Raw genomic sequence first — 24,374 nt, 5'->3', positions numbered from 1 at the left:
CTTTTTATTTATCAAATATTTTCATTTCTCTACGAAGGGTTTCAATATCCATTTGGCCAGGGGCTGAAGCATCTCCAACTGTGGCGAAGCTCATGACTGAGCCGAACACAGGTGCAGTAACTCTTGAAATTTCGCCAAGATGACCCATTGAAATCGCAATGATCGGAATCTCTAATTTTTCGGATTCAATGCTGGTTGCTTTCATCAGTGTCAGCACATCTTTGAATTTGCGGGGCATGGCAGCGATTTTTGCAATATCAGCATTTTGACTCTGCATTTGTTCTAATATGTTGATGATTTCCAGTTCTGGGGGTGTTCCTTGGAATTCATGAGCACTCAAGATGACACTAATGTTGTGCCGGTGGGCCAAATAGATGAGTCGGCTAATGGTTGCTTCGTTAAAATGATCTTCGATATCCAACATATCCGTCAGCTGATTTTCAATAATTGATTGATAGAGTTTCATATATGCTTGTTCATCAATGACCAGCTGGCCGCCTTCTCCGGTTGTTCGGAATGTGGTTAGCAAAATGGTATCTCCTAAGATTGCTCGGACTTTTTGGGCAGTCTGGAGATAGGCCTCAGACTTCAGGACCTCATCGTAATAATCGATCCGCCATTCAATGGTGTCGGGCTTAAAGGCGATTGCGGCTTTGGCTTGTTCTTGGATTTCGACTGCGGTGTGGCCAGTGATTGGAACGGCAATTTTTGTTTTTCCGGTTTCAAAAGTTGTGTGACCAACAGTTGCTTTTGCACTCATTCTGCACGACCTTTCCATACGGATAGTTAACTAATTGCCCCAATTTTACCAATCTGGCTACATATCTGCAATATAAAAAAGCCTCCCAATCAGGAAGCTTTTTCGATCGTATTTAGAAGCCTCGGTAATCGTTTCTACCGAAGTATTGCAGGTTTGCGAGCAATGGTTTTTGCATTAATGTTGGCAAGGTAACAAATGTGTACCCGCGTTTCTTTAATGAACGGATGATTTGTGGGACTGCCGCAACTGATGTTGGATGAATGTCGTGCATCAAAATGATGGAACCTGGATAGGTTGTTGCCAATACGTGATGAACGGTTTTCGGTGTGTTCAGATATGCCCAGTCACGTGAATCAACATTCCAACGAATAATTGGCCGGTCAAACAAATTACCAACTCGATTGTTAACAGCACCATATGGTGGGCGGACGTAAGTCGGAATTGTGCCGGTTGCTTTGTAAATTGCAGCATCTGTCAGTGCGATTTGATGAAGTACCTTTGTGCTGGAGAGAGTCGTGAGATCCGGATGATTCCATGAATGGTTTCCGATTTGGTTACCGTATTTGAGAACCAACCGACTCACGCTTGGGTAGCGAATGACACTGCTGCCAACTTCAAAGAACGTTGCGTGAACGTTGTAGTGTTTCAAAATCTTGAGGAGCTTAGGTGTCAAAGTTGGGCTTGGACCATCATCAAAAGTCAATGCGACAACTTTCTTTGGTGTCTTAGGTTTCACAAAATCATATTTTGCCGGCATGTATCGATTTAAGATGATGCCGGTTAATTTACTTAATGGAATGGCGACGTTCTTGACGCCGTAGGAATTTTTCGTTAAATGAATCGTTAAGCTGGTTTTACTAAGCGTAAAGTTATGCGCAGTCAATCGTTTTGGTAATGGCAGGTAAACCAACTTTTGAACCTGTTTGCCAGTTAACTTATGGTCCTCAGCTAATTGAGTTCGGGTCAGTTGACGAATCGTTCCCAATCGATGAAGACTGTTGTTGGTAATTTTTCCATACGTTAAAGTAGTGGCTGCATGAGCTTGTGGAACTGAATGATTGCTGATGCTGAATGCGAATACTGATGCTGCCGCGATACCCAACGTTAAAAAAATATGTTTGTTAATCATCATGATCACCCCGATATACTTTCATTTTTTACTTCAACCACATTTTTACATTGCAGAAGAGGCAAGTCAATCAAACATATTTGTGAATTTGGAAAGTTGTGGTCAAGCCATACCGACGTTGACTTACTAAACCATCTTAACAATCAATAACTAAATTATTTAATAAAATGTGGTTGACAATTTTAACTAAGTTCGTTATTGTACTAAACATTAGATATCGATGAGAAAGTGCTTAGATAAATCGAGGATTCGGTATTAAGAAATTTCAAGAGAGCGTCGTTATCTGTGAAGGCGTAATTTCTTAATTACTTAAAGTCAATTTTGAGCATGATGATTTGTAAAAGTCATCAGGGTGCGCCCAGTACAGCGCCAACGTATACCGAGTCGACCGGTTGTACGTGAGAGGTGGAGTGTCTTACTCCATAATGAAGGTGGTACCGCGCGAAAGCGTCCTTTTAGAAGCTTTACTTCTGATTGGGCGCTTTTTTGTGTTTCATGGACACAAGCGTGACTGTATGTTCATCGATATCAATATAAATATACTGGAGGAATTGCGATGTTTAAGGATATAAGAATTACAGCCATTGTTAGTGTTGCTATGGGACTTATGGCTGTCTTATTAAGCGGCTGTGTGTCGACGGCAGTAGGCGGAGGTGCTGGAAGTACTGAAGAAGCCTTAAAGATAACAATTCCAGGAGAACCGTTAACAATTGATCCAACTAAATCGATTGAAACAAATGGCGGTGCGGTAATTGATCAAGTGAGCGAAGGAATCTATCGACGAGATGCAAATAATAAAATTGCTCCAGGAGTTGTTGAACAGCTTGTCAAGCCAACTGACAATGGAACAAAATACACATTTAGTATTAGAAAAGATGCCAAGTGGCAAGATGGTTCTCCAATCAAATTAGAAGACTTTGTAAATTCCATTGACCGTCAAGCTGATCCTAAGACCAAATCACAGCAGACAACTTCGATTCAATATATTGAGAATTTTAGTGCCGTAAATAGTGGTAAATTAGATCCTAGCAAGCTTGGAATTCACGCCGTGAATGACCGGGTATTTACAGTTAAATTAACCAAACCTGTGCCATTCATGAATTACGAATTTACCAACTTTTATCCAATTCAAACGAAGGCTATCAAAAAATATGGTAGTCAATACGGTTCCAGCTCAGATAAGACAGTTGCCAATGGTGCATATGTCATTGATGGTTGGAATGGGACAAATGATTCTTGGAAGTACAAGAAGAATAAGAATTATTGGGATGTAAAAAACGTTAAGATTCCAGAGGTCGACGTTACGGTTGTTAAAGATAATAACACCGCACAAAATATGTTTAACGGTGGTCAGATTGATCTTACGAGCCTGACTGGACAATATGTCAAGCAGAATAAAAACAATAAAAATTTGGTTGTTACCGAGACTGGACGCAATAATTACATTTATTTTAATGACAAGAAGAAAGCGACTTCTAACGAGAACTTAAGAAAAGCGATCAGTATGGTCGTTGACCAGGATCAATTGGCAAAGAACGTATTGCAGGATGGCTCGATTGGTGCAAATAACATTGTTCCTGAGGACTATGCAAAAGATCCAAAAACCGGAGAAGACCTTACTTCAGAGATGGGAGATCAAGCCCCAACAGATACGGCTAAAGCTAAAACATATTGGGCCAAAGCACAAAAAGAGATTGGTAAAGATAAGATTTCCTTGGATTTCTTGGTTGATGATACAGATACTGAAAAGAAGCTTGCCGAGTATGTTCAAGGAGCAGTGTCCAACAATCTTAAAGGCCTGACCATCAATATTGAATCCGTTCCACATGCAACCCACGTTACCCGTGATTTCTCAACAGACTTTGATATTTGTACAGTTGGCTGGGGGCCTGACTATCCCGATGCGCAAAACTTCTTGGATGGCATGCGAAGCAATAACACCATTAATTTCTCGAAGTTCAAGGATCAACAATATGATGATTTGATGAATAAGGTTGACGATACAACGAAATATGATTCAAGCCAGCGTTGGGAATTTGAAAAGCAGGCTGATAAACGATTGATGTCAATTGCTGCAGTTGTACCGACATACCAAGCATCACAAGCCCATCTAATTAATAGCAAGATTGGCGGATTAAAATGGGATGCAATGTCAGGACAATCTGGGAAACTACAATATGCTTACTGGAAATAAGAATGTTTGACCAAGTAGAAACAATTCATTTAAGGAGGTGGTTGCCATGGCATACCAGTTAAAAGATTCTAAAAATGTTCCATCTCAGTTAGTCTGCAACCAAGTGTATTACAACGAAAGGAAGATTTATTATGACAAAAATCAATTATACGAATGTCGCAATTTACAAACATGAGGACCAGAATTTTGTAGCCAACCAACATATGGTAGTTGACACTGAAACCGGGAAAATCGTTGAAGTTGGAAATGGCAGTTCCACTAATCAAGTTGTTGATGAAGTTTCTGATATGCACGGAAGATATGTTATGCCGGGGATAATGAATGCCCACACTCATATTGCCAGTATTCCAACATATTGGTGGAATGATGGTAAGGAACAACGGCACTCCGATTCACGAGAATTTAATACCATGTTTGCTGTGAGAAATATGGCTGATGCAATTGATCATGGTATAACATACATCAGAAATGTCGGGGCAGCCTTTGATATTGATATTGAAATTAAAAAAATGCAGCAAAAAGGTTGGATTAGAGGGCCCAAAGTGATGACCTCAGGCAAAGCGTTTTCGATTACCGGCGGTCACGGTTCAGGCGGTGGCTACGAAGTTGATGGTGTTGATGAGGTTAGAAAAGGTGTCCGCCAGGCGATGAAGAATGGCGTTGATAACATCAAAATGATGGTCACCGGAGGAGTTCTTAAAAATGGCGAAACACCTGATGATATTCAATTTACTCCTGAAGAGGCTCGAACGGCTGTTGAAGAAGCACATCACAAGGGTAAGACAGCTGCAGCTCATGCTCAAGGCAATGCAGGCGTAAAAGAGGCGGTTGAAGCCGGTTTTGATACCATCGAACACGCCTTTGATATTGATGACGAAACGATTGCTATGATGAAAGAGCACGGAACCTATGTCGTTCCAACAATGAACGCAATGTACGCGATTTATAAATACGGCAAAGATACTGTTCCAGACTGGGCCAGAGAAAAGGTAATCGTTAATATCAAGAAGCATTTTGCTAGTATCACTAAAGCCGTGCAGGCAGGTATTCCAATAGCAACGGGGACTGATGCCGGAACCCCTTATAATGGATTTGGTAATGAAAGTGCCTATGAGATGGAACTGTATGTTGAGAAAGCAGGGATGACTCCAGCTCAAGCAATCGATTCAGCCACAATTAATTGTGCCAGAGCAATGCATATTGATGATCAATATGGGCAAATTATTCCCGGCAACTTTGCGGACTTTATTTCAATGGAAGAAAATCCCATTGATGACATCAGTGTTATTCAACGAGATAAGGACGTTTATCAAAATGGCACGCGTGTTCACGCGCAAACTGTTGCTGAGGCAGTTAAACAAAGTCGTGTGACAGGTAAAGTTAACGCTGTAATCTAAATGCAGATTGAAATTTAATAATTAAAATCCCATGAGCAAATTATTAGGCTTGACGAATATATTCTAATATGTTTTAATGAATACAACTTTTACGAGAGGAATTGATAACCATGACAAAGCAAACAACTGTAACGACAGCCTATTATTTTGACTATGCCTACTTTAAGTAGTGTCCGCCTCGGGGCGGACGCAAATTGAGCGTTCGCGTCCAAGTGGTGCAGAGTCAATGCTTTGTTGAGCCCACTAGACGTAATAGTCTGGCTGGGTAAGTTACCATTCTTTACGAATTTAGTAAACCAGCTGGATACCATATCTAGCTGGTTTTTTTCATGGAAATATGAGGTGTGGATAATGACAAATAATATTGAAAATACAACTGTCAATGATAGTGGCGAGATTCAAGCAGCTCGTGAGCGAGTTAATGATTTGGATAAATCGATTGTCGATTTACTTAAAAAACGATTTCAGGCATCGGCACGGATTGGTCAGCTAAAAGAAGAATCAGCAATGCCCGTCCTGGATAACAGCCGTGAAAAGCAAGTGTTGGAGCAGGTTGCCAAGCTTGATGATGATCCGGATACCCAAAGTTATCTGCAAAACATCTTCCAAGAAATTTTGAAAAATTCTCGAAATTACCAGCATCATCTTATAGAAAAGGAGAACGACTAATGAATTACTTAACTGCAGGAGAATCTCATGGTCCCCAACTAACCGGAATTATTGAAGGAATCCCTTCAGGACTCCACTTGGACATTGATGCGATCAACGACCAATTAAAGAAGCGCCAGGGGGGATATGGCCGTGGCAACCGTCAAAAGATTGAGCACGATCAAGTCACTATCACGGGTGGCGTTCGTCACGGAATTACACTGGGCTCACCAATCTCTTTGGTCGTTCAAAATCGGGATCATGCTCATTGGAACCAAATTATGGATCCGATCAGCCCGGAAACCCCGGAAAACACTTTACGAAAAGTTGAACGCCCCCGTCCAGGACACGCTGATCTGGTAGGCGGTATGAAGTACCGGCATGAAGATTTAAGAAACGTTCTGGAACGGTCATCGGCACGGGAAACGGCGATTCGAGTTGCCATCGGTGCTGTTTGCAAGCAACTATTACAGCAGGTTGGAATTGATATTGTTGGATACGTTGAGCAAATTGGCAAAATTTCAACAGATGAGAATCCAGAACTTGATGTTGCAAAGATTGAAACAGAAATTCAAAAAAATGATTTAAGAATCATTGATCAATCCAAAGTTGATCCAATTCACGATCTGATTGACCAAACCAAGCGTGATGGTGATACTTTGGGTGGCATTATCAGAGTCGTTGCGACAAATGTTCCTGCAGGCTTAGGCAGCTACATCAGCTGGGACACCAAGTTGGATGGTAAGCTGGCTGCCGCAGTCATGGGCGTTAACGCGATGAAGGGCGTTGAAATTGGTGATGGCTTCAAGGCAGCAACCAGTTTTGGCAGTCAGGTGATGGATGAAATTGACTGGAATAAAGACAAGGGCTTCTTCAGAAACACCGATCACCTTGGTGGTTTTGAAGGCGGGATGACTAATGGGATGCCGATTATTGTAAAAGCAGCCATGAAGCCAATTCCTACATTATATAAGCCGCTTCAAAGTGTCGACATCCAAACTAAGGAAGTTAAGAAGGCAAACGTCGAGCGTTCGGATACAACGGCAATCGTTCCAGCTTCAATCGTGATTGAAAGTGTCGTCGCAATTGAGTTGGCCAAAGCATTAACCGATAAATTTGACGGTGATAACCTGCAGCGCTTGCAGGAACAACTCATCGAATATCGTGAAGAATTGCAGAAATTCTAGGAGGTTCCCATGGAAAACGTCAAACCAAAATCCAGTAGACAGCTTCACGGCCGTCTCAAGTTGGGATTACACGGAAAGTTAGCCGTTCCCGGTGATAAAAGTATTTCTCATCGTGGAATCATGTTCGGGGCGATTAGCGAGGGGACGACCGTCTTGCATCACTTTTTATTGGCAGCCGATTGTTTGTCTACGTTGAAAGCCTTTCAAAACCTGGGGGTTCCAATCACCAGAGATGGTCAAACAGTCACAGTTCAGGGAGTTGGTCTCCATGGCTTGAAAAAGCCTAACCAGGCACTGGATATGGGAAACTCCGGAACAACGACCCGACTGATTATGGGCCTTTTAGCGGGGCAATCATTCCAGACCAAATTAATTGGCGATGCTTCCTTATCCAAGCGGCCAATGAAGCGGGTCAGTGAACCCTTGGCTGAAATGGGTGCAAACATCGAGGTAACGGATGGCCATTTGCCGGCAACGATTACAGGATCAAAGCTGCATGCGGTTGATTACCATTTAAAAGTGGCTAGTGCCCAGGTCAAAAGTGCGTTGATTTTGGCTGCACTGCAGGCTGATGGTGACTCTGTTCTCGTTGAAAAACAGCCGACTCGAAATCACACAGAGAAAATGCTGCGGGCGTTTGGCGCCGATATTCGAACCGACCCCGATGATGTCACCATTACGGTCCGGCCAGAACCTCATTTGCAGGGAATCGATCTGAATGTTCCTGGAGATATGTCATCGGCAGCCTTCTTTATGACGGCTGCCAGCATGGTTCCCAATTCCCGAATAAAGTTACTCAATGTTGGAATGAATGATACCAGAACCGGCTTATATGAAATCCTGAAACGGATGGGCGGTAAGGTGACTGTTTCAAATGAGCAAAACGCTGGGGAACCAACTGCTGATCTCACAATTGAGTCGGCGGATTTAAAGCCAATCACAATTGGTGCGGATGAAATACCGGCGGTGATCGATGAACTTCCATTAGTTGCGTTGCTTGCGGCTAAAGCAAACGGTGTTAGCCGGATAACCGGTGCCGGTGAACTGCGGGTAAAGGAAACGGATCGGATTGCGGCAATCGTCGAAGAGTTTCAAAAGCTTGGAATTGCAATCGAAGAGCTGGAAGACGGCTTTGTGATTGATGGTCGAAAGCCATGGCACGTTGTAGATCCTCATCTTGACAGCCATGGCGATCATCGAATTGGGATGGTGATGGCCGTTGCGGCACTCTTGGTTGATCAGCCCCTGACACTTGCCGCGGCCGATAGTATCAATATCTCATACCCGGAATTCTTCGATGATTTGGATGCATTAATTCAGAGGTGATGGACAATGACAACGGTTCTCATAAGTGGACTTGGATTGATTGGCAGTTCAATTGCCAGAATTATTCGGGAAGGCGACGATACAATTGAAATAATCGGCAGCGATCCCAATGATGACTCCAGTGAGTTTTTGCTGCAGCATCATATCATCAATTCTCGGGCCAAGTTCATAGACGCAGTGCCAAATGCCGACATCATCATTCTTGCCGGCCCGGTTTCCGTCATCATTCAGCAAATCGGTGTCCTTTCAAAGCTGTCATTAAAACCCGGAGCACTGATTACTGACGTTGGCAGTACCAAGCAGATGATTATGGATGAAGCCAAAAAACTGAATCAATCAGATGTTGGCTTTATGGGTGGCCATCCGATGGCCGGGTCTCATTTAACTGGCGGAAAAAATGGCTCATCACACCTGTTTTCCGGTTCAAAATACTTTCTGGTAACCGGTTCACAAACCGACCGTCAACTTCGCGAATTTAAGAGATTGATGAGGCTGGCAAACGTTGATTGGATAACAACTTCGGCAGTAGCCCATGACAAACTGGTTAGCGAACTTAGCCACGTTCCTCATGTTGTATCTGCTGCCCTAGTTAATAGCATTGCCGATCGCCTACAGACTGATCCAATTGGCTTAAAGGCTGCTGCGGGCGGATTCAAGAGTACGACTCGAATTGCCGCATCCGATCCGAAAATGTGGACTGCCATTATGCTGAGTAATTCAAAAGAAATCAGTTCTGAAATCGACGAGTTCCAAGAAGAGCTCCGTCAACTTCAAGAAGCAATCAAAACTCAAGATGAGAAAACAATTTTTGAGACTTTTGCGAAAGCACAGAAAATCAGAAAGTCATTGGATGATTAAGGAGAAAGCGTATGAAAGCAATATTGGTCGGATTTATGGGGAGCGGCAAAACGACTGTTGGCCATTTGTTGGCGGAAAATCTGAATGTTCCCTATCACGATTTGGACGATATGATTGTGGAAAAAGCCGGGAAATCGATTAAGCAAATTTTCGCTGATGATGGCGAGCCCGCTTTTAGACAACTTGAACATGATGCCCTGAGAGCTGCACTTAATGACGATGGTATTTTGGGCACCGGCGGTGGGACGCCCATCCAAGATGTTAATTTCGAAATGCTTAAGAACAGTGAAGTGCCGGTTGTTCTTTTAGATGTTATGCCGGAAACAATCATCTTCAGATTAAAGAATGACACTGACCGACCTTTGGCAAAACAACTTGGATTGGACGGTCTGGTGGATTTAAAAGGCCAACGGGATTTCCGTTATGATCAGGTAAGCGACTTTCGGGTTGCGACTGATGAACTCACCCCGAATCAGGTTGTGGAAGCAATTAAGCGCAACTTATTTATCAAAATGTAATTGTGGAGGGATTCAAATGATCGATGGACATACAAAACTATATGGACTATTGGCTCACCCGGCGGCCCACAGCCTATCACCACTGATTCACAACACCAGCTTTAAGGTGACCGGGATTAATGGGGTTTACCTGGCTTTTGACGTGACTTCGGCCGGCCTCAAAGACAGTTTAGCTGCGATGCGGGCCATGAACATTGGTGGCTTTAATTTGTCGATGCCTTTAAAAACGGATGTCATTTCACTTCTTGATGAAATTACTCCCCGAGCTGATCGGCTTCAGGCGGTTAATACGGTTGTTAACCGTGATGGCCGGTTGATTGGCGACAGTACCGATGGACAGGGCTTTGTCGATGCTTTGAAAGCTGATAATATCAGTATTGATGAGAAGTCAGTGACCGTTTTGGGATCTGGTGGTGCCGGTCGGGCAATCATTTCAGCGGCAGTTGATGCCGGGGCTCAAAATGTCTATGTATTTAAACGAACCAATGATTCATTTGAATCTCGCAAACACCAGTTGGAAAGCTGGTCAAATGTGGTGAAAGTGTTGCCTTATGAGGATGAGGACTTGATGGCACGTGCTTTTGACCATAGCCAAATCATTGCTAATTCAACAAATGTCGGGATGGCTGGTGATCAATCATTGCCCGTTTCCGATAGGGTATTGAAACACTTAACCCCACAGCACGTTGTGACTGACGCGATTTATTTCCCCTTGGAAACACCTTTTATTCATGCCGCCAAGAAGCAAGGCAGTCGTACATATAACGGCATTGGGATGTTGGTGAACCAAGCTGCCGGCTCATTTTTGGAGTGGACTGGCCAAAGAATGCCGGTAAAAGAAGTCAGTGAATCTGTTCAAAAAGCGGTGCTTAAAAGGGAAAATAATTAGTGCAAAATTCCCACCAAGTATCAGAATTTCGGGTATACTTAATGAAGTGCCTAAATTAAATATCCGATAACATTAGGGGAGCCATTTGGCTGAGACGGAAACATATACGGACCCTTCGAACCTGATCTGGTTAGCGCCGGCGTAGGAAAGTGTTGAAAGAAGCGAAAAGCCTCCTTTTGTTATCGAACAAAAGGAGACTTTTTATGCAAAAAAATATGACATACAAGATGGTGCTGACAGCGATCTTATCCGCAATTGGGGTCGTTGGCGGCAGTATGTTTGAATTTACAGTTGGCGTGGCCAAAGTTGCGCCAATGCAGCATTTGATTAATCTGATTTCCGGTGTTCTTGTCGGTCCGTGGTGGGCGGTTACCCAAGCATTTATTACGTCGTTAATTCGGAATTTACTGGGAACCGGAACGGTACTAGCTTTTCCCGGCAGCATGATTGGCGCATTTTGTGTTGGCTGGTTATTCCAAAAGACGCAAAAGCTGATTGTTGCCGCCTTTGGTGAACTCATTGGGACTGGGATCATTGGGGCAATTGTCGCCTATCCAATTGCCAGCTGGATGATGGGCACAACCGGTGCCATTTACTTATTCATTCCCAGCTTCTTCTTGAGTGCTTTGGTAGGCGTGATCTTTGGCTATATTATTTTGAAAAGTATCTGGAAACGGATTGTTGTCCCACAACAGCAGAAATTGGCCAGTCATCGAAAGTAGCTAATCCAAGTTGAAAGTTTCTCGATAGTGGATTTTTCCTGGAAGGATGTTGCGGACGTGCCAAGTTCGTGGGAACTTCACCAGCGTTTCGGCGTGGAGAACGGCAGCATATCCCAGCTCCACTTTTGGCAGCCAAATACTGGTTAAAGAAGGCGTTAGATAAGATGTAAATTCCATGTCATCGTAGCTAACGAGATACAAATCTTTGCCGGGGATGAGATTGTGCTTGGCCAACCCCTTCATGACACCCATGGTGAGTGGGTTGGAAGCAACCAATAAGCCATCCAGTTGATGACCGTATTCCTTCAGTAAATCATTAACGGCCTGCATTGATTGTTTGGCCGTCCAGTCAACGAGCTTTACGATTGGTTGACGGCCATGAACGATACACCAATTTTTGTATGCAACCGTCCGAATATCTTCAATATCTTTTCCGGCACTGCCGTCTAAATTGACTTCGTGTCTGAATCCACCAATAAAGCCGATTTGTTTTGCTTTTTGACCGAGTTTGGATAGAACTTGATCTGTCAATTCTGCTAAATTTGTATCAACAACATCGACGTTATCGTCATTGTTGCCACCACCATCGACCAGGACGATGTTATGATTAAATTTTTGAATTTGTTGGAGGGCGGACTTTGAAATTGTTCCAACAATCAAGACGGCATCGTATTCTTCAAAGTCTTGCGGTTTAATGTGCTCGCTTGTCCGGATCACCCGCTTGATATTGATGTTTTGGGCTTCGCCAGCTTCATAAACACCTCTTCGCACGAACCGCCAATACTCATCTCGAGTTTCTTCTTCGAGGGTCAAAGTTGTGACCAACGCGAAATTTAAAAGGTGTTTGGATTGGCTTGGTACCAGAGAGTATTTATAGCCAAGCTTGTCGGCAACCTGGCGGACTTTGTCACGAGTTTCTTTTGCGACATATTCACTTTTCTCAGGACTCAGCGCACGGGATACCGTGCCGGGCGAGACATTTGCTAATTTGGCAATATCTTTTATTGTTGCCATGATTTTCACTCCTTAGGACGTATAAATTAAAACTTATTAAACGGGATTAAATCTTTTAATAAATATACTATAACATTTAATAAAATTAATTGACAATTTAACTGAAAACGTTTACATTTTAGATAGCAATTATTTTTTAAACTTTATTTTATGGGGGCTAATATTTATGGCAAGTAATAGTAACGTTACTACTGGTCGTCGAATCACTTCACGACTTTCGTACTCGTTTGGTGCGTTTGGTCATGATATGTTTTATGCGACATTATCAACTTACTTCATCATGTTTGTCACCTCTCACTTGTTTGATAAGAGTGCGGGTGGACAAAATGATAAGATGATTTTTTACATTACCACGATTATTTCACTTTTGCGTTTCGTTGAATTGGCAATTGATCCGTTCATCGGAAACACAATCGATAATACTGAAACCAAATGGGGCCATTTTAAACCATGGATCCTTGCTGGTGGTACGATCGGCTCCATTGCATTAGCTATTTTATTCACTAATATGGGTGGCTTAAACCAATCTAATCCATTGCTTTATCTGTTGATATTCGGGGTTTTATATATCACAATGGATATCTTCTACTCATTCAAAGATGTTGGTTTCTGGTCAATGATTCCTGCTATTTCGTTTGACTCGGCTGAGCGTGAAAAGACCGCCACTTTTGCTCGTGTTGGTTCTAACATTGGTGCCAATATCGTTGGTGTCATCGTTATGCCACTGGTTGTCTTCTTCTCAATCAATGCCAACCATGGTCAAGGTGATATGCGCGGCTGGTTCATGTTTGGTGCAATCATTGGTTTGATTTCATGGCTGTCAGCCGTTGTTGTTGCCATGGGGACCAAAGAAAATGATTCACTGCTTCGAAAGAATGCTGAGAAGACTCGGATGCGTGATGTATTCAAGGTTCTTGCCCGCAATGACCAACTGATGTGGTTATCATTAACCTATGGACTTTATACTTCAGGAATTGCCATTACCAACTCACTGGAACTTTACTACTTCACTTACATCATGGGTAAGCCTGGCGAGTTCTCTGTATTAGCTTCATTGAACATGGTTATCGGAATTGTTTCAGTTCTCTTATTCCCACCATTGGCTCAAAAGTACAGTCGTCGAAATGTTTTCTTCCTATCTGTTGGGATTATGGCATTCTCACTGATTTTATTCTCATTTGCCGGAACTTCATTGCCGCTTGTTCTTCTTGCCGCAATTTTGTTCTACATTCCACAACCACTGATTTTCTTAGTTGTTTTGATGATTTTGAGTGACTCTGTTGAATATGGACAATTGAAATTTGGACACCGTGATGAATCATTAACTTTAGCTGTTCGGCCATTGCTTGATAAATTAGGTGGTGCGCTTTCCAACTGGGTTGTTGGTATCGCTGCTGTTTTGGCAGGAATGACTGCCGGAGCAACTGCTGGTGACATTACCCCTCATGGTCAAATGATCTTTAAATTATTCATGTTCGGTGTTCCAGCATTACTGATCCTTAGTGGAACTTTTATCTTCTTCAAAAAGGTTACTTTGGACGAAAAAGAACATGCCAAGATTGTTGATGAACTTGAAAAAACTTGGAACGAGCATTTGGAAACTGATGGTGAGGAATCCATGGCTGACATCGTTAAACACGTTGCCAAAGAGACATCTTACAAAGCACCTATCAGTGGAACAATGATCCCATTATCAGATGCTTCCGATGAAAACTTTGCTTCAGGTAACATGGGTAAAGGATTTGCAATTAAGCCATCTGATGGTAAGGTATATGCCCCATTTGACGGAACGGTTGAAGCAACCTTCCCAACCCGTCATGCAATTGGTCTTCGTTCAGACAGTGGTATCTTAACGCTGATTCATATTGGAATTGGCACGGTTAAAATGCGTGGTACCGGATTTGTTCAATATGTTGATCAGGGCCAACACGTATCTCAAGGTCAACAACTAATTGAATTCTGGGATCCGGCAATTAAGAAGGCCGGCCATGATGATACTGTGATGGTTGTGATCAATACCTACAAAGATATTAAAGACTTCAAATACGATGTTGAATCTGGTGAAGTGACTCATGGTGAAGATTTGCTGACACTGTCCAAGCCGGAAGACAAGTCGAATACGAACGATCAAAAATAACGCTTAACAAGCACTGAAAAGGGATTGATAAACGTGGCAATTAGAATTGAAGATCAAAATCTGCTGTTTCATTTACAGACCGACCATACCAGCTATATCTTTCACGTAATGGAAAATGGCGAACTGGGCCAGATTTACTATGGTAAAAGAATTCACTCCAAATCTTCATATGACAATCTGACAACTCGGGAATGGCATAATGCTTCAGCTGCTTTAAGTCTTAAACAAAAGGACTTTCAGCTGCAGACGATTAAGCAGGAATACGCCAGCTTGGGAAAGGGTGATTTCCGTAACCCGGCTTACCAGGTTACCCAAGCAAATGGTAGCCGAATTACTGAATTTAAGTATGAAAACTACAAGTTGGTTGACGGTAAGCAGCGGCTAAACGGGTTACCTTCAACATTTGATGATAACGATGATGATGCCCAGACACTGACCATCGCGTTAAGGGATAAATTGTTGGGATTGGTCCTTCATTTGAATTACACGATTTTTCCTCATCAGGATGTGATTATTCGCAGTGCTGAATTTCAGAATCAAGGAAATGAGAAGCTGACTCTGAACTCGGCAGCCAGTGCCCAACTTGACATGCCGGATTCAGACTATGACTTCATTCAGTTCTCGGGTGCCTGGGCGCGCGAACGCTACATGATTAGGACCCACTTACGTTCCGGCGTTCAAAGTATCAGTAGCTTGCGGGGAACTTCCAGCCATCAGCAGAATCCGTTTGTGATGTTGGCCCGGCCAAATACTGATGATGCCAATGGTTCCGTCTTTGGATTTAACCTTGTCTATTCTGGTAACTTTGCCGATCAAGTGCAGGTTGATCAATATGATGCCAGCCGAATGATGGTCGGAATCAATCCTGAAGAGTTTGCTTGGAATCTGAAGCCCGGCGAGAAGTTCCAGACGCCGGAAGCGGTTCTTAGTTACACTGATCAGGGGATGAATCAACTGAGCCAGCAGATGGGGGCGTTTTACCAGAACCACCTGGTTAACCAGAAATTTGCCCACGTTGAACGGCCAACTTTGATCAACAATTGGGAAGCGACCTTCATGGATTTTGATGAAGACAAGCTCCTCAGCTTTGCGACAACTGCTAAGAAATTAGGCTTGGAAATGTTTGTCTTGGATGACGGCTGGTTCGGTCATCGAAATGCGGATAATAGTTCTCTGGGGGATTGGTTCGTAAATGAGCCGAAGTTCCCGAGCGGGTTTGACACCTTTGCCAATAAGATTCACGATCTAGGATTGAAATTTGGATTGTGGTTCGAACCGGAAATGATTTCAATTGACAGTGAGTTATATAAAGAACATCCGGATTGGCTGATTAATGCGCCCGGTCGGCATGCATCTCCTGAGCGACAGCAGTTTGTCCTCGACATGACACGGCCGGAAGTCGTTGATTATCTCTTCGACGCGATGAGTAAGATCATTGATATGACCAAGCTTGATTACATTAAATGGGATATGAACCGAAACATTACCGAGACATACAGTAATCAACTGAGTGCTGCCGATCAATTGGAGATGCCGCACCGGTACATTCTTGGCGTCTACCAACTTTATGATCGACTGGTAAAAGCGTATCCCGATGTGTTGTTTGAATCCTGTTCATCAGGTGGTGGGCGTTTCGACTTGGGGATGATGTACTATGCCCCTCAAGCTTGGACCAGTGACGACACCGATGCCGTGGAGCGGATGCTGATTCAATTTGGCACCTCATATGGCTACCCACAAGCAATGATGGGCGCCCATGTTTCTGCCGTACCAAATGATCAGGTTGGCCGAATCACGTCATTGAAGACGCGAGCCAACGTTGCTTACTTCGGTGACTTTGGTTACGAGCTTGATATTACTAAGATGTCAGCTGAAGAACAGCAGCAGGTCAAAGACCAGGTTGCGTTCTATAAAGCACATCGTCAGCTCTTCCAATTCGGTAAATTCTACCGGATCGACAACCCATTTGAAAATGGCGGTAACGTTATGAGCTGGGAAGTTGTCAGCAATGACAAGCAGCACGCGATTGCCGGCCGTTACCAAATCCTGAATTGCCCAAATACCGGCTATCTTCGGTTATATATTGAAGGACTTGATCCTGATACTAAATATACCGTTAACGGTGGTTCCGAGGAATTCTATGGCGACGAATTGATGAATGCCGGACTCTTTGTGAGTGACATTCTTCATGAAACGCATGGAACAGAGCAGTCTGCGGACTTCAATTCGAAGCTGTTTGTGATTGATGCTGTCAAATAAATGATGATTAATAGAGCGTTTCCCGCACAGAATGAATTGTGTTGGGAAACGCTTTTTTGAGTTGTTTTTAGAATTCCTCCTTTCTTATGCCTATGTAAAAGTTGTAATATAGATAGAGTGACTTTTACAAGAAAGAGGCGAATACCTTGTCTAAACGCGACATCATGATTGTGACTTGTGCGCTGTTGCTGTCAAATGCAATGGGTGGATTGGACAGCACAACCATCAATACTGCATTACCAGCAATTATATCTGACCTTCACGGTATTGAATTAATGGGATGGATCGTTGCCGTCTTCCTGCTTGGAACTGCCGTTAGTACGCCTCTATGGAGTAAGTTGGGGGAGCACATTGGCAACAAACGCAGTTACCAGTTGGCCGCAATTTTCTTCGTTGTGGGGTCATTTCTTCAAGGGATGGCACCCAACATCGTCTTTCTGATTCTTGCCAGAACCCTGATGGGAATTGGAAATGGCGGAACGGTTTCTCTACCATATATTATCTATGCCAGAATGTACAAGAATCCCCGCAAGCGAATGCAGGTGTTGGGATTCGTGTCGGCCAGTTATAGTATGGCAACGATCATCGGGCCACTAGTTGGTGGTTATATCGTTGATACATTCAGCTGGCACTGGGTCTTTTACTTAAATGTGCCAATTGGGTTGATCTCAATTATTCTGGTTCAGCTTTATTACAAGGTTAGTTCCGAAACTAAGCAAACCCAATCAGTTGACTATCGTGGAGCTGTTATGATGACAATTGGCTTGGTCAGCTTGCTTACAGGGATTGAAATGATTGGGAGCGCCAACCTGATCATTGTCCTTGGCTTGATCGCATTTGCAATTATTATATTGATTGTGATGGGAATTCTGGAAGAAAAGGTCGACGATCCGATTATTCCAAGTCGGCTGTTCAAGAATCTGCCGTTAATGATTGATTTTGTCTTATTTACCCTTATATGGGGTGCTTTTATTGCCTTCTTGATTTATAGTCCAATGTGGGCTCAAGGGCTTTTGGCAACCTCCGCACTAATTGGTGGTGCCACCCAGATTCCCGGTGCCTTTACCGACTTTATTGGATCGGAAGCTGTTGCTCCGATGCGGAACTTTTTAACCCCGCAACGAGTGATTGCGGTTGGAATTGTAACATTGATGATTTCATTTATTATTATGGTTGTGTCCGGTGTTCAAACACCGTACTGGGTATTACTGATTGCCGGCGCTTTTGAAGGTTTTGGTAATGGTGCCTGCTTTAATGAACTCCAGGTTAAAGTTCAGCAGGATGCCAACCCTACTGATATTCCGATTGCGACCTCATTTAGCTTTCTTATTCGGATGTTGAGTCAGACGTTCACTGCTTCAATCTTTGGAATCATTATGAATAATGCTCTGCGGGATGGTGTTGATAAATCCGGTGGTTTGATCACCATGAAGATGATGAATGAATTGAGTGATGCCTCCAGCACGGGTGGGTTACCACAGCACCTGCTGCCACAGATGAGAATGATTCTGTACAATGGGCTGCATAATATTATGTGGTTGTCGTTGATCTTAATGATCATTTCCTTACTGATTAATATTTGGGCACAGAAGTTGGAACACGACAAGCTTGTAAAACAAGTCAATTAAACAAATAGGTTAAAAAAAGCCTTCATCGGAAACCAGTTTGTGGTTTCCGATGAAGGCTTTATTTGTGATTATTTTTTAGCTGTTAATGCATTATCTTTAAACGTTGAAAGTGAAACATTTGCTGTCGAGAGGCCTTTTCCGCCGGTTGATTCAGCTTTAAAGCTTACCCGATCGCCTTCTGCGATGAACTGGAATAATGGGTTGAAGTTCTTGGCAGATGTATCCATCTTGTAGACCTGATTATTATTCTTCAAAATGAACAACAGATTATCATCATTCCGGACAATCCGGTTGACGGTACCTGTGACCGTCTTACCCGTTGGGATGGTTGCCGTAACCCCAGTCTTGGCTTCGACTCGTTGTTCGAAGAGGGCCAGGGTGCTTTGAGCATCATCACCAATTGCGTAGGTTCCGCTTTGGTTGTTACCATCCGCCAGGAGATAAACGTATTTCATAAACGAGTTATTGTCCCGGTCAAGCATGGAGACAACCCAGGTTGGATCACCATTAATTCTGTAGAGCAATGGCAATGTTCCACGATAGTTTTGTGGGTTGATATCCTGTTGGGCATAAGAGATAGCTCGTTCAGGTGTCATGACATTTCCATGCTCACGGTAGTAATGCAAGGTGTTCGTCCGGGCATCCACGAATGTATAACCCAGAATGGAACTTTGGTGTTCGTTAACACTGGTCATTCCAGTGAAGTAGTAAACTCGACCTTTATAAGCGTAAGGTGTCAGCTTGTCGCCACCTTCAGTACCGGCAGTGGTTGGCTTCATAACGCCACTGTGACCACCGAAACTGGTAGCGTTCCAAAATCCGTGACGGTATCGACCAAATAACGAAACTTCCTGACTAACAAATTCAGGAGTGACTGAGATATCAACAAACTTTGGGACTTGTTTTGGCGAGTACACTTTAACTTTACCGGTAATCGTGTTTAACACTGCAACTTTGTAATGCTTGAAATCATAATTCCGGTTAAGGTATGAAATTGGTTTTGCTAAAGTTCGAACATAGTAAGGTGTTCCGTTATCGTCAATTTCCAATTGAGCGGTGGCACCAACCATCGAATAACCCAAACTGTGGGCACTGATACGACGATCAGCATCGTTGTTAAAGTAGGCACTTGGCGTATACTTCATTGGTTTAGCGACAAACTTTGGATCGGCATTTTTATCAGTCGCGTTGGTCCTGAAGTAACCGGGAACTTTCAAGTAGTGAATGTAACGCCAGAAGCCACCGGAAAATTCAACAGGGGCAACGTAAACCATTTTGCCTTTGTACATTTGAACCCGCATATGATTCAAATCATAAACGTTGGAATTCTTAAAACTGTTCAGTGAGTTATTCATATCAGTGGAAATTGTTTGTGGTGCGTTAACCACTGGTGTTTCTGCACTATTCTTGATAATTGGCATTGGGGCATTCTTGGTATCGTCGTTCATATCGGTTTTAATCGATTGAACAGCGGGCCTTGGGTTCATCTTGGTAACCAAAGAAGTCACACTTCCAAGGATAATGAAGACAATGACGGCTAAGACGGCGACCATGGCAACTTTACCGATCCAGCCAAATGCACCGGTGAACCGTTGAACGACTTCGCCAATGATCCCATCGCCGGATTGTGCGGTTCTGGCAACTGCTGCGTTCGGCGAATATAAGAAGCGGCGGAGTGCAGCCACCAAAATCATTCCGAAGATAAACCACATCAGCCAGCCATCGATTAGTGATGGGTAGGCGAGATCCGGCAGATTAAAGTAAGTATTAATGTAACTAACAATGAACAATAGCACAATGGCTAAAGTTCCGAACAATCGGCCCCGGCGATCTGCGATGATCAGCAGCCAGATGAATGGTATTAACAAACCTGACAGCTTAACCAGGGTAATGAGCGCAAAATAACTAAGCATGAAATTTCTCCCTTCAATACACAAGCTTGGTTGGATATTAAGACCATTATACCGTACTCATGTCTTAACTCCTAACCGCTTTCAAACCTTTAACTCCGGCACTTGTTTGCACCATAAAATGACAAATGCATTTGAACCTAAATGGGTTCCGACAACTGGGCCGATTTGGCCAACTTGGAAGCTGGCATTTGGATACTTGGGCTTGATTGAGTCACACCATTTGGTAACGGCTGATAAGTTGTTGGTTCCAGTCATCATGACATGAATTGGATAGTCGAGTTGCTGGTACTGTTGATTAAATTCATCATCCAAATATTTAAGGGCTTTTTTCATCGTTCGAATTTTGCCGATTGCCTCAATTTGGTATTTGTCATTTAAAGTTAAAATGGGCTTGATTCGAAGTAAGCCGCCGGCAAATGCAGCAGCGTTGGTCAGTCGGCCACCGGTAACCAGGTTCTTTAAGTCATCGACAATGAAGTATTCGTCAATTGTAGCTCGAATGTCGTCCAATCCTGCGAGAATTTCTTGAACTGATTTACCTTGATTGGCTAACAACGATGCATATTTGACCAGGTAGCCCAAAGGCTCAACCGTGATGTGGGAGTCATAGACGTGGACCTTGGCATTTGTGTATCCGCGGACCACGGTCTTCAAATTATTCACAAATCCGGTAATACCGGATGTTAAATGAATACTGATGATGTCATTGTAACCGGCGGTGGCTAGTTGATCGTATACTTTCAGCATTTCCATTGGAGTGGGTGGGGCGGTTGTTGGCAGCTTTTTGACTTTCGCCAAAGCTGTATAAAACTCATCGTTGGTGATATCAATTCCCTCACGATAAGTGTTGCCGTTCATATTGACCACAATGGGTACGACAGTCACGTTTCCCAACTTTTTCACTTCATCTTCGGAAAGGCTGGCCGTACTATCGGTCACAATTGCGATTTTGCTCATAGGTTCATCTCCAGTTCTTTCCTTTTATGACATTAATTATATCATATGGTCCGATATGGCCTGACGCAATTCAGCCGTTATAATGACACAATCATTGTCGATTATGTGAAAAAACTAATGTAAATGTCTTTACAGATGAGAATCCATTTCAAATTATTTATAAAATTAGCCATTTGTTTTTTGAATTATGTCTAAATTAGCTAACTCAATGGTTATCAATCTTGCTAGCGCTTACGAGAAAAAGTGGTCTATCGCATTATTCTTGATGATAATCGATCCTTTATAAAATGGGTGTTGACATCCTCACGGAAGGATGTTTAAATGATAACAATTCCATTTTTATCATTATTTTCTCATGCAATTATTATAATTATTAAAAAGCGAGGTTATGCCAATGGATACAGAAGCAAATAAGCCAGCTGATAAGCTGACAGTTAAAGATTACGTATACTTAGTTTCAGCGGGGGTTTCAAACGCCGTCCTAGTTATGTTAGGGGTTGGGCTTTTAACCCAAACCATTGCCAACTTCGTCAATTGGCCACAATTACACCAAGTTGGTGCAATTGCTCAATGGTTACTGGCACCAGCATTTGGTGCTGCTGTTGCATCTCAATTAAAAACCAACACACTGGTCCTGTTTAGTTCCATGATTGCCTCAACTGTTGGGGCCAACGCCGTTTACTTCATTTCATCCGGTGTTCACGCAGCAACCGCTACTGGTAACCAAATGGCACAAGCAGCCGGAACCGGTGTCTTCACAACTGGTCAACCTATTAGTGCCGTTGCCGCTGGATTAATTGCCGCATTAGTCGGTAAGTATTTAACCGGTAAGACACCGCTTGATATGATGTTGGTACCACTTGCCGCAACTTTAGTTGGTTCAATCGCTGGTTTAGGCCTTGCAAGTGTTACAACACCTGCTCTTAACTGGTTCAGTGCTTTCATCGCTCAATCAATGCAAGTTAACCCTATTCTTGGTTCAATGGCTGTTGCCTTAGCTTGGTCACTCTTCTTGATGACCCCAGCTTCGTCAGCCGCACTGGCAGTTGCCGTTATGCTTGATCCATTGTCATCAGGGGCAGCATTAATCGGGACCACCGCTCAATTTGTTGGATTCACTGTTATCTCATGGAGACAAAATAACATTGGTGCCAACATCGCCCAAGGCTTCATCACACCAAAGGTTCAGTTCCCGAACTTACTGGCAAATCCACGGCTTGCGATTCCTTCAATGACCGCCGCTGTGGTGGCTGCTCCAATTGCAACAATGTTCTTCGGTTTCAAGGTACCATACACATTAGGCGGGCTGGGTTTGAACTCATTCATTGCCCCACTTAACTTGGCATCAACCAACATGAACATGTTCGTTGCTTACCTGGCAATGGGAATTGTTGTTCCAGCTGTGATCTCAATCGTGCTTTACAGAGTTCTTCTCGGTATGCACTGGGTTAAGGATCAACAGTTGCATCTTGAAATTGTTTAGTCTATTACTACCTATATTGATAATATAAAATCAATAACAAATGGAAGCCCTGGAGCAAAAATGCTCTGGGACTTCTTATTTTGTATATTATAATTATTGACGTTTAATGCACAATTGCTGTGACTTTGGAAACTGGGGTAGCAGTGTAATGCTGGTAATGAATAGCTGGATATTTTGGCTCCCCATTGACAGACGTGATTTTATAACCGATCTTGACTGTATTCCAATTCTTAACTGGTGTAATAAAAATCCAGACAGCTTTTGACGGATCACTGTTATCTGATCCGTTTAGCACGTATGTACTGTAATCGTGTGTGTAAAGTATCCATTTGCACCTGATTGTGCCATTCGCTGTGTTTTTGAGGACAAAGCCATCCTTGGTTGCGTAAAAATACATATGTTTCTGGACAGAATTAGCTTTTCGACTGACTATGGCGCTCCAGTATCTCCCCTGAATTGGCGTCGGGATGCCATCGTGCACTTCACTGGCACTGACTGTGGTACTTAATGTGAATGATAATACTAAGACACCGGCAAATGATATTATCCACTTCATAATCTTATTCATAATAATTCCCCCGTTTGAATAATTTTATTCCCCAGAAATTAGATTAGTTCTGTTGGTGTGGCTTGTCAATTAGTTTTTTAGAGAAAATTGTGAATAAAATTCTTAAAATATTTTTCCCTTTTGTTTATTCTTCGCATATATAGAAGAAAAAATGAAAACCCGTTCCAACATGCCATTACCAATTGGACAAGACATTGTAATCTATTTGTAAAGTGCTATAACCAGCAATGGGTTCAATAAATGTAACCCGAGAGAAAATTATATTTTGGGGGAATGAATGATGAAAATGAATCACGTAGTTCGGGAATTGTTGGTAACGCTTTCGGTAGCTGGAATACTGTTAGGGGGATCTGTTGGGGTTCATGCAGCCGATGTCAACACAAGTAATCAACCGCTTGCTCAAAATTCGACTCCATCACCTGCGGTGAACCAATCTACAGACGTTAATTTTTCGTCACAGTCGACAAGTGTCAACCAAACATCTAACAACAATTCGACTGTGCCAACTGTAAAGAAAGCCGATAGTCTCAAGACTGGTGTGGGGACATCAGCCCAAACACCCAAAGAGAAGAAGAGTGTTTCTCGATCAACAGAATATAAAGAAACCACGACCAACTATAAGGTCAAGAAGAATAAACATGGCAAGAAAACTGTTAAGCAGCAAATAATTCGAAAACAGGTCGCTAAGAATACCAAGAAGGCTAAGCAGCCGAAGCCAGTTAGTGACAATTCGAATAACGCCACGACGATTGCACCAGCCAATCCATCAACAAGCAATACTGCTGCC

Annotated in this window: 20 protein-coding genes and 1 riboswitch; of the genes, 14 read left to right on the top strand and 6 right to left on the bottom strand. The window is 43.0% G+C overall.

Features of this window, described 5'->3' with window-relative positions:
- Positions 1-4 precede the first annotated feature (4 nt).
- Together aroD and LKE01_RS01770 are read right to left on the bottom strand one after the other, a co-directional pair.
- Positions 5-760: a type I 3-dehydroquinate dehydratase gene (gene aroD / locus LKE01_RS01775; RefSeq protein WP_054768748.1), complete on the bottom strand. Its 756-nt coding sequence runs from the start codon at positions 758-760 to the stop codon at positions 5-7.
- Between the two features lie 112 nt (positions 761-872).
- Complete coding sequence (locus LKE01_RS01770; RefSeq protein WP_056983078.1) at positions 873-1,889, bottom strand: polysaccharide deacetylase family protein; 1,017 nt, start codon at positions 1,887-1,889, stop codon at positions 873-875.
- Between the two features lie 556 nt (positions 1,890-2,445).
- On the opposite strand from LKE01_RS01770, the gene LKE01_RS01765 reads away from it, so the two are divergent.
- From LKE01_RS01765 to thiW, 9 genes are all read left to right on the top strand, one after another.
- Positions 2,446-4,083 (top strand): peptide ABC transporter substrate-binding protein, encoded by a 1,638-nt coding sequence (locus LKE01_RS01765; RefSeq protein ID WP_056983080.1) that lies wholly within the window; start codon positions 2,446-2,448, stop codon positions 4,081-4,083.
- 131 nt (positions 4,084-4,214) lie between these two features.
- Positions 4,215-5,480: a metal-dependent hydrolase family protein gene (locus LKE01_RS01760; RefSeq protein ID WP_056983082.1), complete on the top strand. Its 1,266-nt coding sequence runs from the start codon at positions 4,215-4,217 to the stop codon at positions 5,478-5,480.
- Between the two features lie 351 nt (positions 5,481-5,831).
- Positions 5,832-6,149, top strand: a complete 318-nt coding sequence (locus tag LKE01_RS01755; protein ID WP_054768747.1) for a chorismate mutase — start codon at positions 5,832-5,834, stop codon at positions 6,147-6,149.
- Positions 6,149-7,315 carry a chorismate synthase gene (aroC, locus tag LKE01_RS01750; protein ID WP_056983084.1) on the top strand — a complete coding sequence of 389 codons (1,167 nt, stop codon included), beginning with the start codon at positions 6,149-6,151 and terminating at the stop codon, positions 7,313-7,315. Before LKE01_RS01755 ends, aroC begins: the two co-directional genes overlap by 1 nt.
- Before the next feature lie 9 nt (positions 7,316-7,324).
- Positions 7,325-8,641 carry a 3-phosphoshikimate 1-carboxyvinyltransferase gene (gene aroA / locus LKE01_RS01745; protein WP_056983087.1) on the top strand — a complete coding sequence of 439 codons (1,317 nt, stop codon included), beginning with the start codon at positions 7,325-7,327 and terminating at the stop codon, positions 8,639-8,641.
- A 6-nt stretch (positions 8,642-8,647) separates the two neighbouring features.
- On the top strand, positions 8,648-9,499 hold the full coding sequence (locus LKE01_RS01740; protein ID WP_054768746.1) for a prephenate dehydrogenase: 852 nt from the start codon (positions 8,648-8,650) through the stop codon (positions 9,497-9,499).
- Positions 9,500-9,510: 11 nt separating this feature from the next.
- On the top strand, positions 9,511-10,017 hold the full coding sequence (locus LKE01_RS01735) for a shikimate kinase (protein ID WP_054768745.1): 507 nt from the start codon (positions 9,511-9,513) through the stop codon (positions 10,015-10,017).
- A 16-nt stretch (positions 10,018-10,033) separates the two neighbouring features.
- Complete coding sequence (aroE, locus tag LKE01_RS01730; RefSeq protein ID WP_056983089.1) at positions 10,034-10,906, top strand: shikimate dehydrogenase; 873 nt, start codon at positions 10,034-10,036, stop codon at positions 10,904-10,906.
- A 64-nt stretch (positions 10,907-10,970) separates the two neighbouring features.
- A riboswitch (TPP riboswitch) is annotated at positions 10,971-11,071 on the top strand.
- Between the two features lie 38 nt (positions 11,072-11,109).
- Positions 11,110-11,628, top strand: a complete 519-nt coding sequence (gene thiW, locus LKE01_RS01725; protein WP_054768744.1) for an energy coupling factor transporter S component ThiW — start codon at positions 11,110-11,112, stop codon at positions 11,626-11,628.
- Here the strand turns inward: thiW and LKE01_RS01720 are convergent, their stop codons facing one another.
- Complete coding sequence (locus LKE01_RS01720) at positions 11,629-12,642, bottom strand: LacI family DNA-binding transcriptional regulator (RefSeq protein WP_056983090.1); 1,014 nt, start codon at positions 12,640-12,642, stop codon at positions 11,629-11,631.
- A 166-nt stretch (positions 12,643-12,808) separates the two neighbouring features.
- On the opposite strand from LKE01_RS01720, the gene LKE01_RS01715 reads away from it, so the two are divergent.
- The 3 genes from LKE01_RS01715 to LKE01_RS01705 all read left to right on the top strand — a co-directional run bounded on the left by LKE01_RS01715 (position 12,809) and on the right by LKE01_RS01705 (position 18,666).
- Complete coding sequence (locus tag LKE01_RS01715; protein WP_056983093.1) at positions 12,809-14,779, top strand: sugar MFS transporter; 1,971 nt, start codon at positions 12,809-12,811, stop codon at positions 14,777-14,779.
- Positions 14,780-14,812: 33 nt separating this feature from the next.
- Positions 14,813-17,038, top strand: a complete 2,226-nt coding sequence (locus tag LKE01_RS01710) for an alpha-galactosidase (protein WP_056983095.1) — start codon at positions 14,813-14,815, stop codon at positions 17,036-17,038.
- A 146-nt stretch (positions 17,039-17,184) separates the two neighbouring features.
- Positions 17,185-18,666, top strand: a complete 1,482-nt coding sequence (locus LKE01_RS01705; protein ID WP_179286821.1) for an MFS transporter — start codon at positions 17,185-17,187, stop codon at positions 18,664-18,666.
- 68 nt (positions 18,667-18,734) lie between these two features.
- Here LKE01_RS01705 and LKE01_RS01700 read toward each other — a convergent pair whose 3' ends face one another.
- Positions 18,735-20,579, bottom strand: a complete 1,845-nt coding sequence (locus LKE01_RS01700; protein ID WP_056983097.1) for a hypothetical protein — start codon at positions 20,577-20,579, stop codon at positions 18,735-18,737.
- A gap of 81 nt (positions 20,580-20,660) precedes the next feature.
- Positions 20,661-21,536 (bottom strand): DegV family protein, encoded by an 876-nt coding sequence (locus LKE01_RS01695; protein WP_054768743.1) that lies wholly within the window; start codon positions 21,534-21,536, stop codon positions 20,661-20,663.
- Between the two features lie 394 nt (positions 21,537-21,930).
- On the opposite strand from LKE01_RS01695, the gene LKE01_RS01690 reads away from it, so the two are divergent.
- Positions 21,931-23,019, top strand: coding sequence for a PTS sugar transporter subunit IIC (locus LKE01_RS01690; protein ID WP_054768742.1), 1,089 nt, complete (start codon positions 21,931-21,933; stop codon positions 23,017-23,019).
- Between the two features lie 103 nt (positions 23,020-23,122).
- Here the strand turns inward: LKE01_RS01690 and LKE01_RS01685 are convergent, their stop codons facing one another.
- Positions 23,123-23,587, bottom strand: a complete 465-nt coding sequence (locus LKE01_RS01685) for a hypothetical protein (RefSeq protein ID WP_056983098.1) — start codon at positions 23,585-23,587, stop codon at positions 23,123-23,125.
- Positions 23,588-23,864: 277 nt separating this feature from the next.
- On the opposite strand from LKE01_RS01685, the gene LKE01_RS01680 reads away from it, so the two are divergent.
- Positions 23,865-24,374, top strand: a 510-nt coding sequence (locus LKE01_RS01680) for a hypothetical protein (protein ID WP_146979213.1), incomplete at its 3' end; no start/stop codon positions are given.

The sequence above is a fragment of the Lentilactobacillus kefiri genome (assembly GCF_007989105.1).
GTDB lineage: Bacteria > Bacillota > Bacilli > Lactobacillales > Lactobacillaceae > Lentilactobacillus > Lentilactobacillus kefiri.
This window is presented reverse-complemented; position numbering and strand designations above follow the sequence as displayed.

What these genes read in the sequence shown, in the direction of transcription:
- LKE01_RS01685 (WP_056983098.1), bottom strand. Translation starts at nt 23,587, where the DNA reads ATGAATAAGATTATGAAGTGGATAATATCATTTGCCGGTGTCTTAGTA.
- LKE01_RS01755 (WP_054768747.1), top strand. Translation starts at nt 5,832, where the DNA reads ATGACAAATAATATTGAAAATACAACTGTCAATGATAGTGGCGAGATT.
- thiW (WP_054768744.1), top strand. Translation starts at nt 11,110, where the DNA reads ATGCAAAAAAATATGACATACAAGATGGTGCTGACAGCGATCTTATCC.
- aroE (WP_056983089.1), top strand. Translation starts at nt 10,034, where the DNA reads ATGATCGATGGACATACAAAACTATATGGACTATTGGCTCACCCGGCG.
- aroD (WP_054768748.1), bottom strand. Translation starts at nt 760, where the DNA reads ATGAGTGCAAAAGCAACTGTTGGTCACACAACTTTTGAAACCGGAAAA.
- LKE01_RS01720 (WP_056983090.1), bottom strand. Translation starts at nt 12,642, where the DNA reads ATGGCAACAATAAAAGATATTGCCAAATTAGCAAATGTCTCGCCCGGC.
- LKE01_RS01735 (WP_054768745.1), top strand. Translation starts at nt 9,511, where the DNA reads ATGAAAGCAATATTGGTCGGATTTATGGGGAGCGGCAAAACGACTGTT.
- LKE01_RS01770 (WP_056983078.1), bottom strand. Translation starts at nt 1,889, where the DNA reads ATGATTAACAAACATATTTTTTTAACGTTGGGTATCGCGGCAGCATCA.
- LKE01_RS01700 (WP_056983097.1), bottom strand. Translation starts at nt 20,579, where the DNA reads ATGCTTAGTTATTTTGCGCTCATTACCCTGGTTAAGCTGTCAGGTTTG.
- LKE01_RS01740 (WP_054768746.1), top strand. Translation starts at nt 8,648, where the DNA reads ATGACAACGGTTCTCATAAGTGGACTTGGATTGATTGGCAGTTCAATT.
- LKE01_RS01760 (WP_056983082.1), top strand. Translation starts at nt 4,215, where the DNA reads ATGACAAAAATCAATTATACGAATGTCGCAATTTACAAACATGAGGAC.
- LKE01_RS01715 (WP_056983093.1), top strand. Translation starts at nt 12,809, where the DNA reads ATGGCAAGTAATAGTAACGTTACTACTGGTCGTCGAATCACTTCACGA.
- aroC (WP_056983084.1), top strand. Translation starts at nt 6,149, where the DNA reads ATGAATTACTTAACTGCAGGAGAATCTCATGGTCCCCAACTAACCGGA.
- LKE01_RS01695 (WP_054768743.1), bottom strand. Translation starts at nt 21,536, where the DNA reads ATGAGCAAAATCGCAATTGTGACCGATAGTACGGCCAGCCTTTCCGAA.
- LKE01_RS01690 (WP_054768742.1), top strand. Translation starts at nt 21,931, where the DNA reads ATGGATACAGAAGCAAATAAGCCAGCTGATAAGCTGACAGTTAAAGAT.
- LKE01_RS01765 (WP_056983080.1), top strand. Translation starts at nt 2,446, where the DNA reads ATGTTTAAGGATATAAGAATTACAGCCATTGTTAGTGTTGCTATGGGA.
- aroA (WP_056983087.1), top strand. Translation starts at nt 7,325, where the DNA reads ATGGAAAACGTCAAACCAAAATCCAGTAGACAGCTTCACGGCCGTCTC.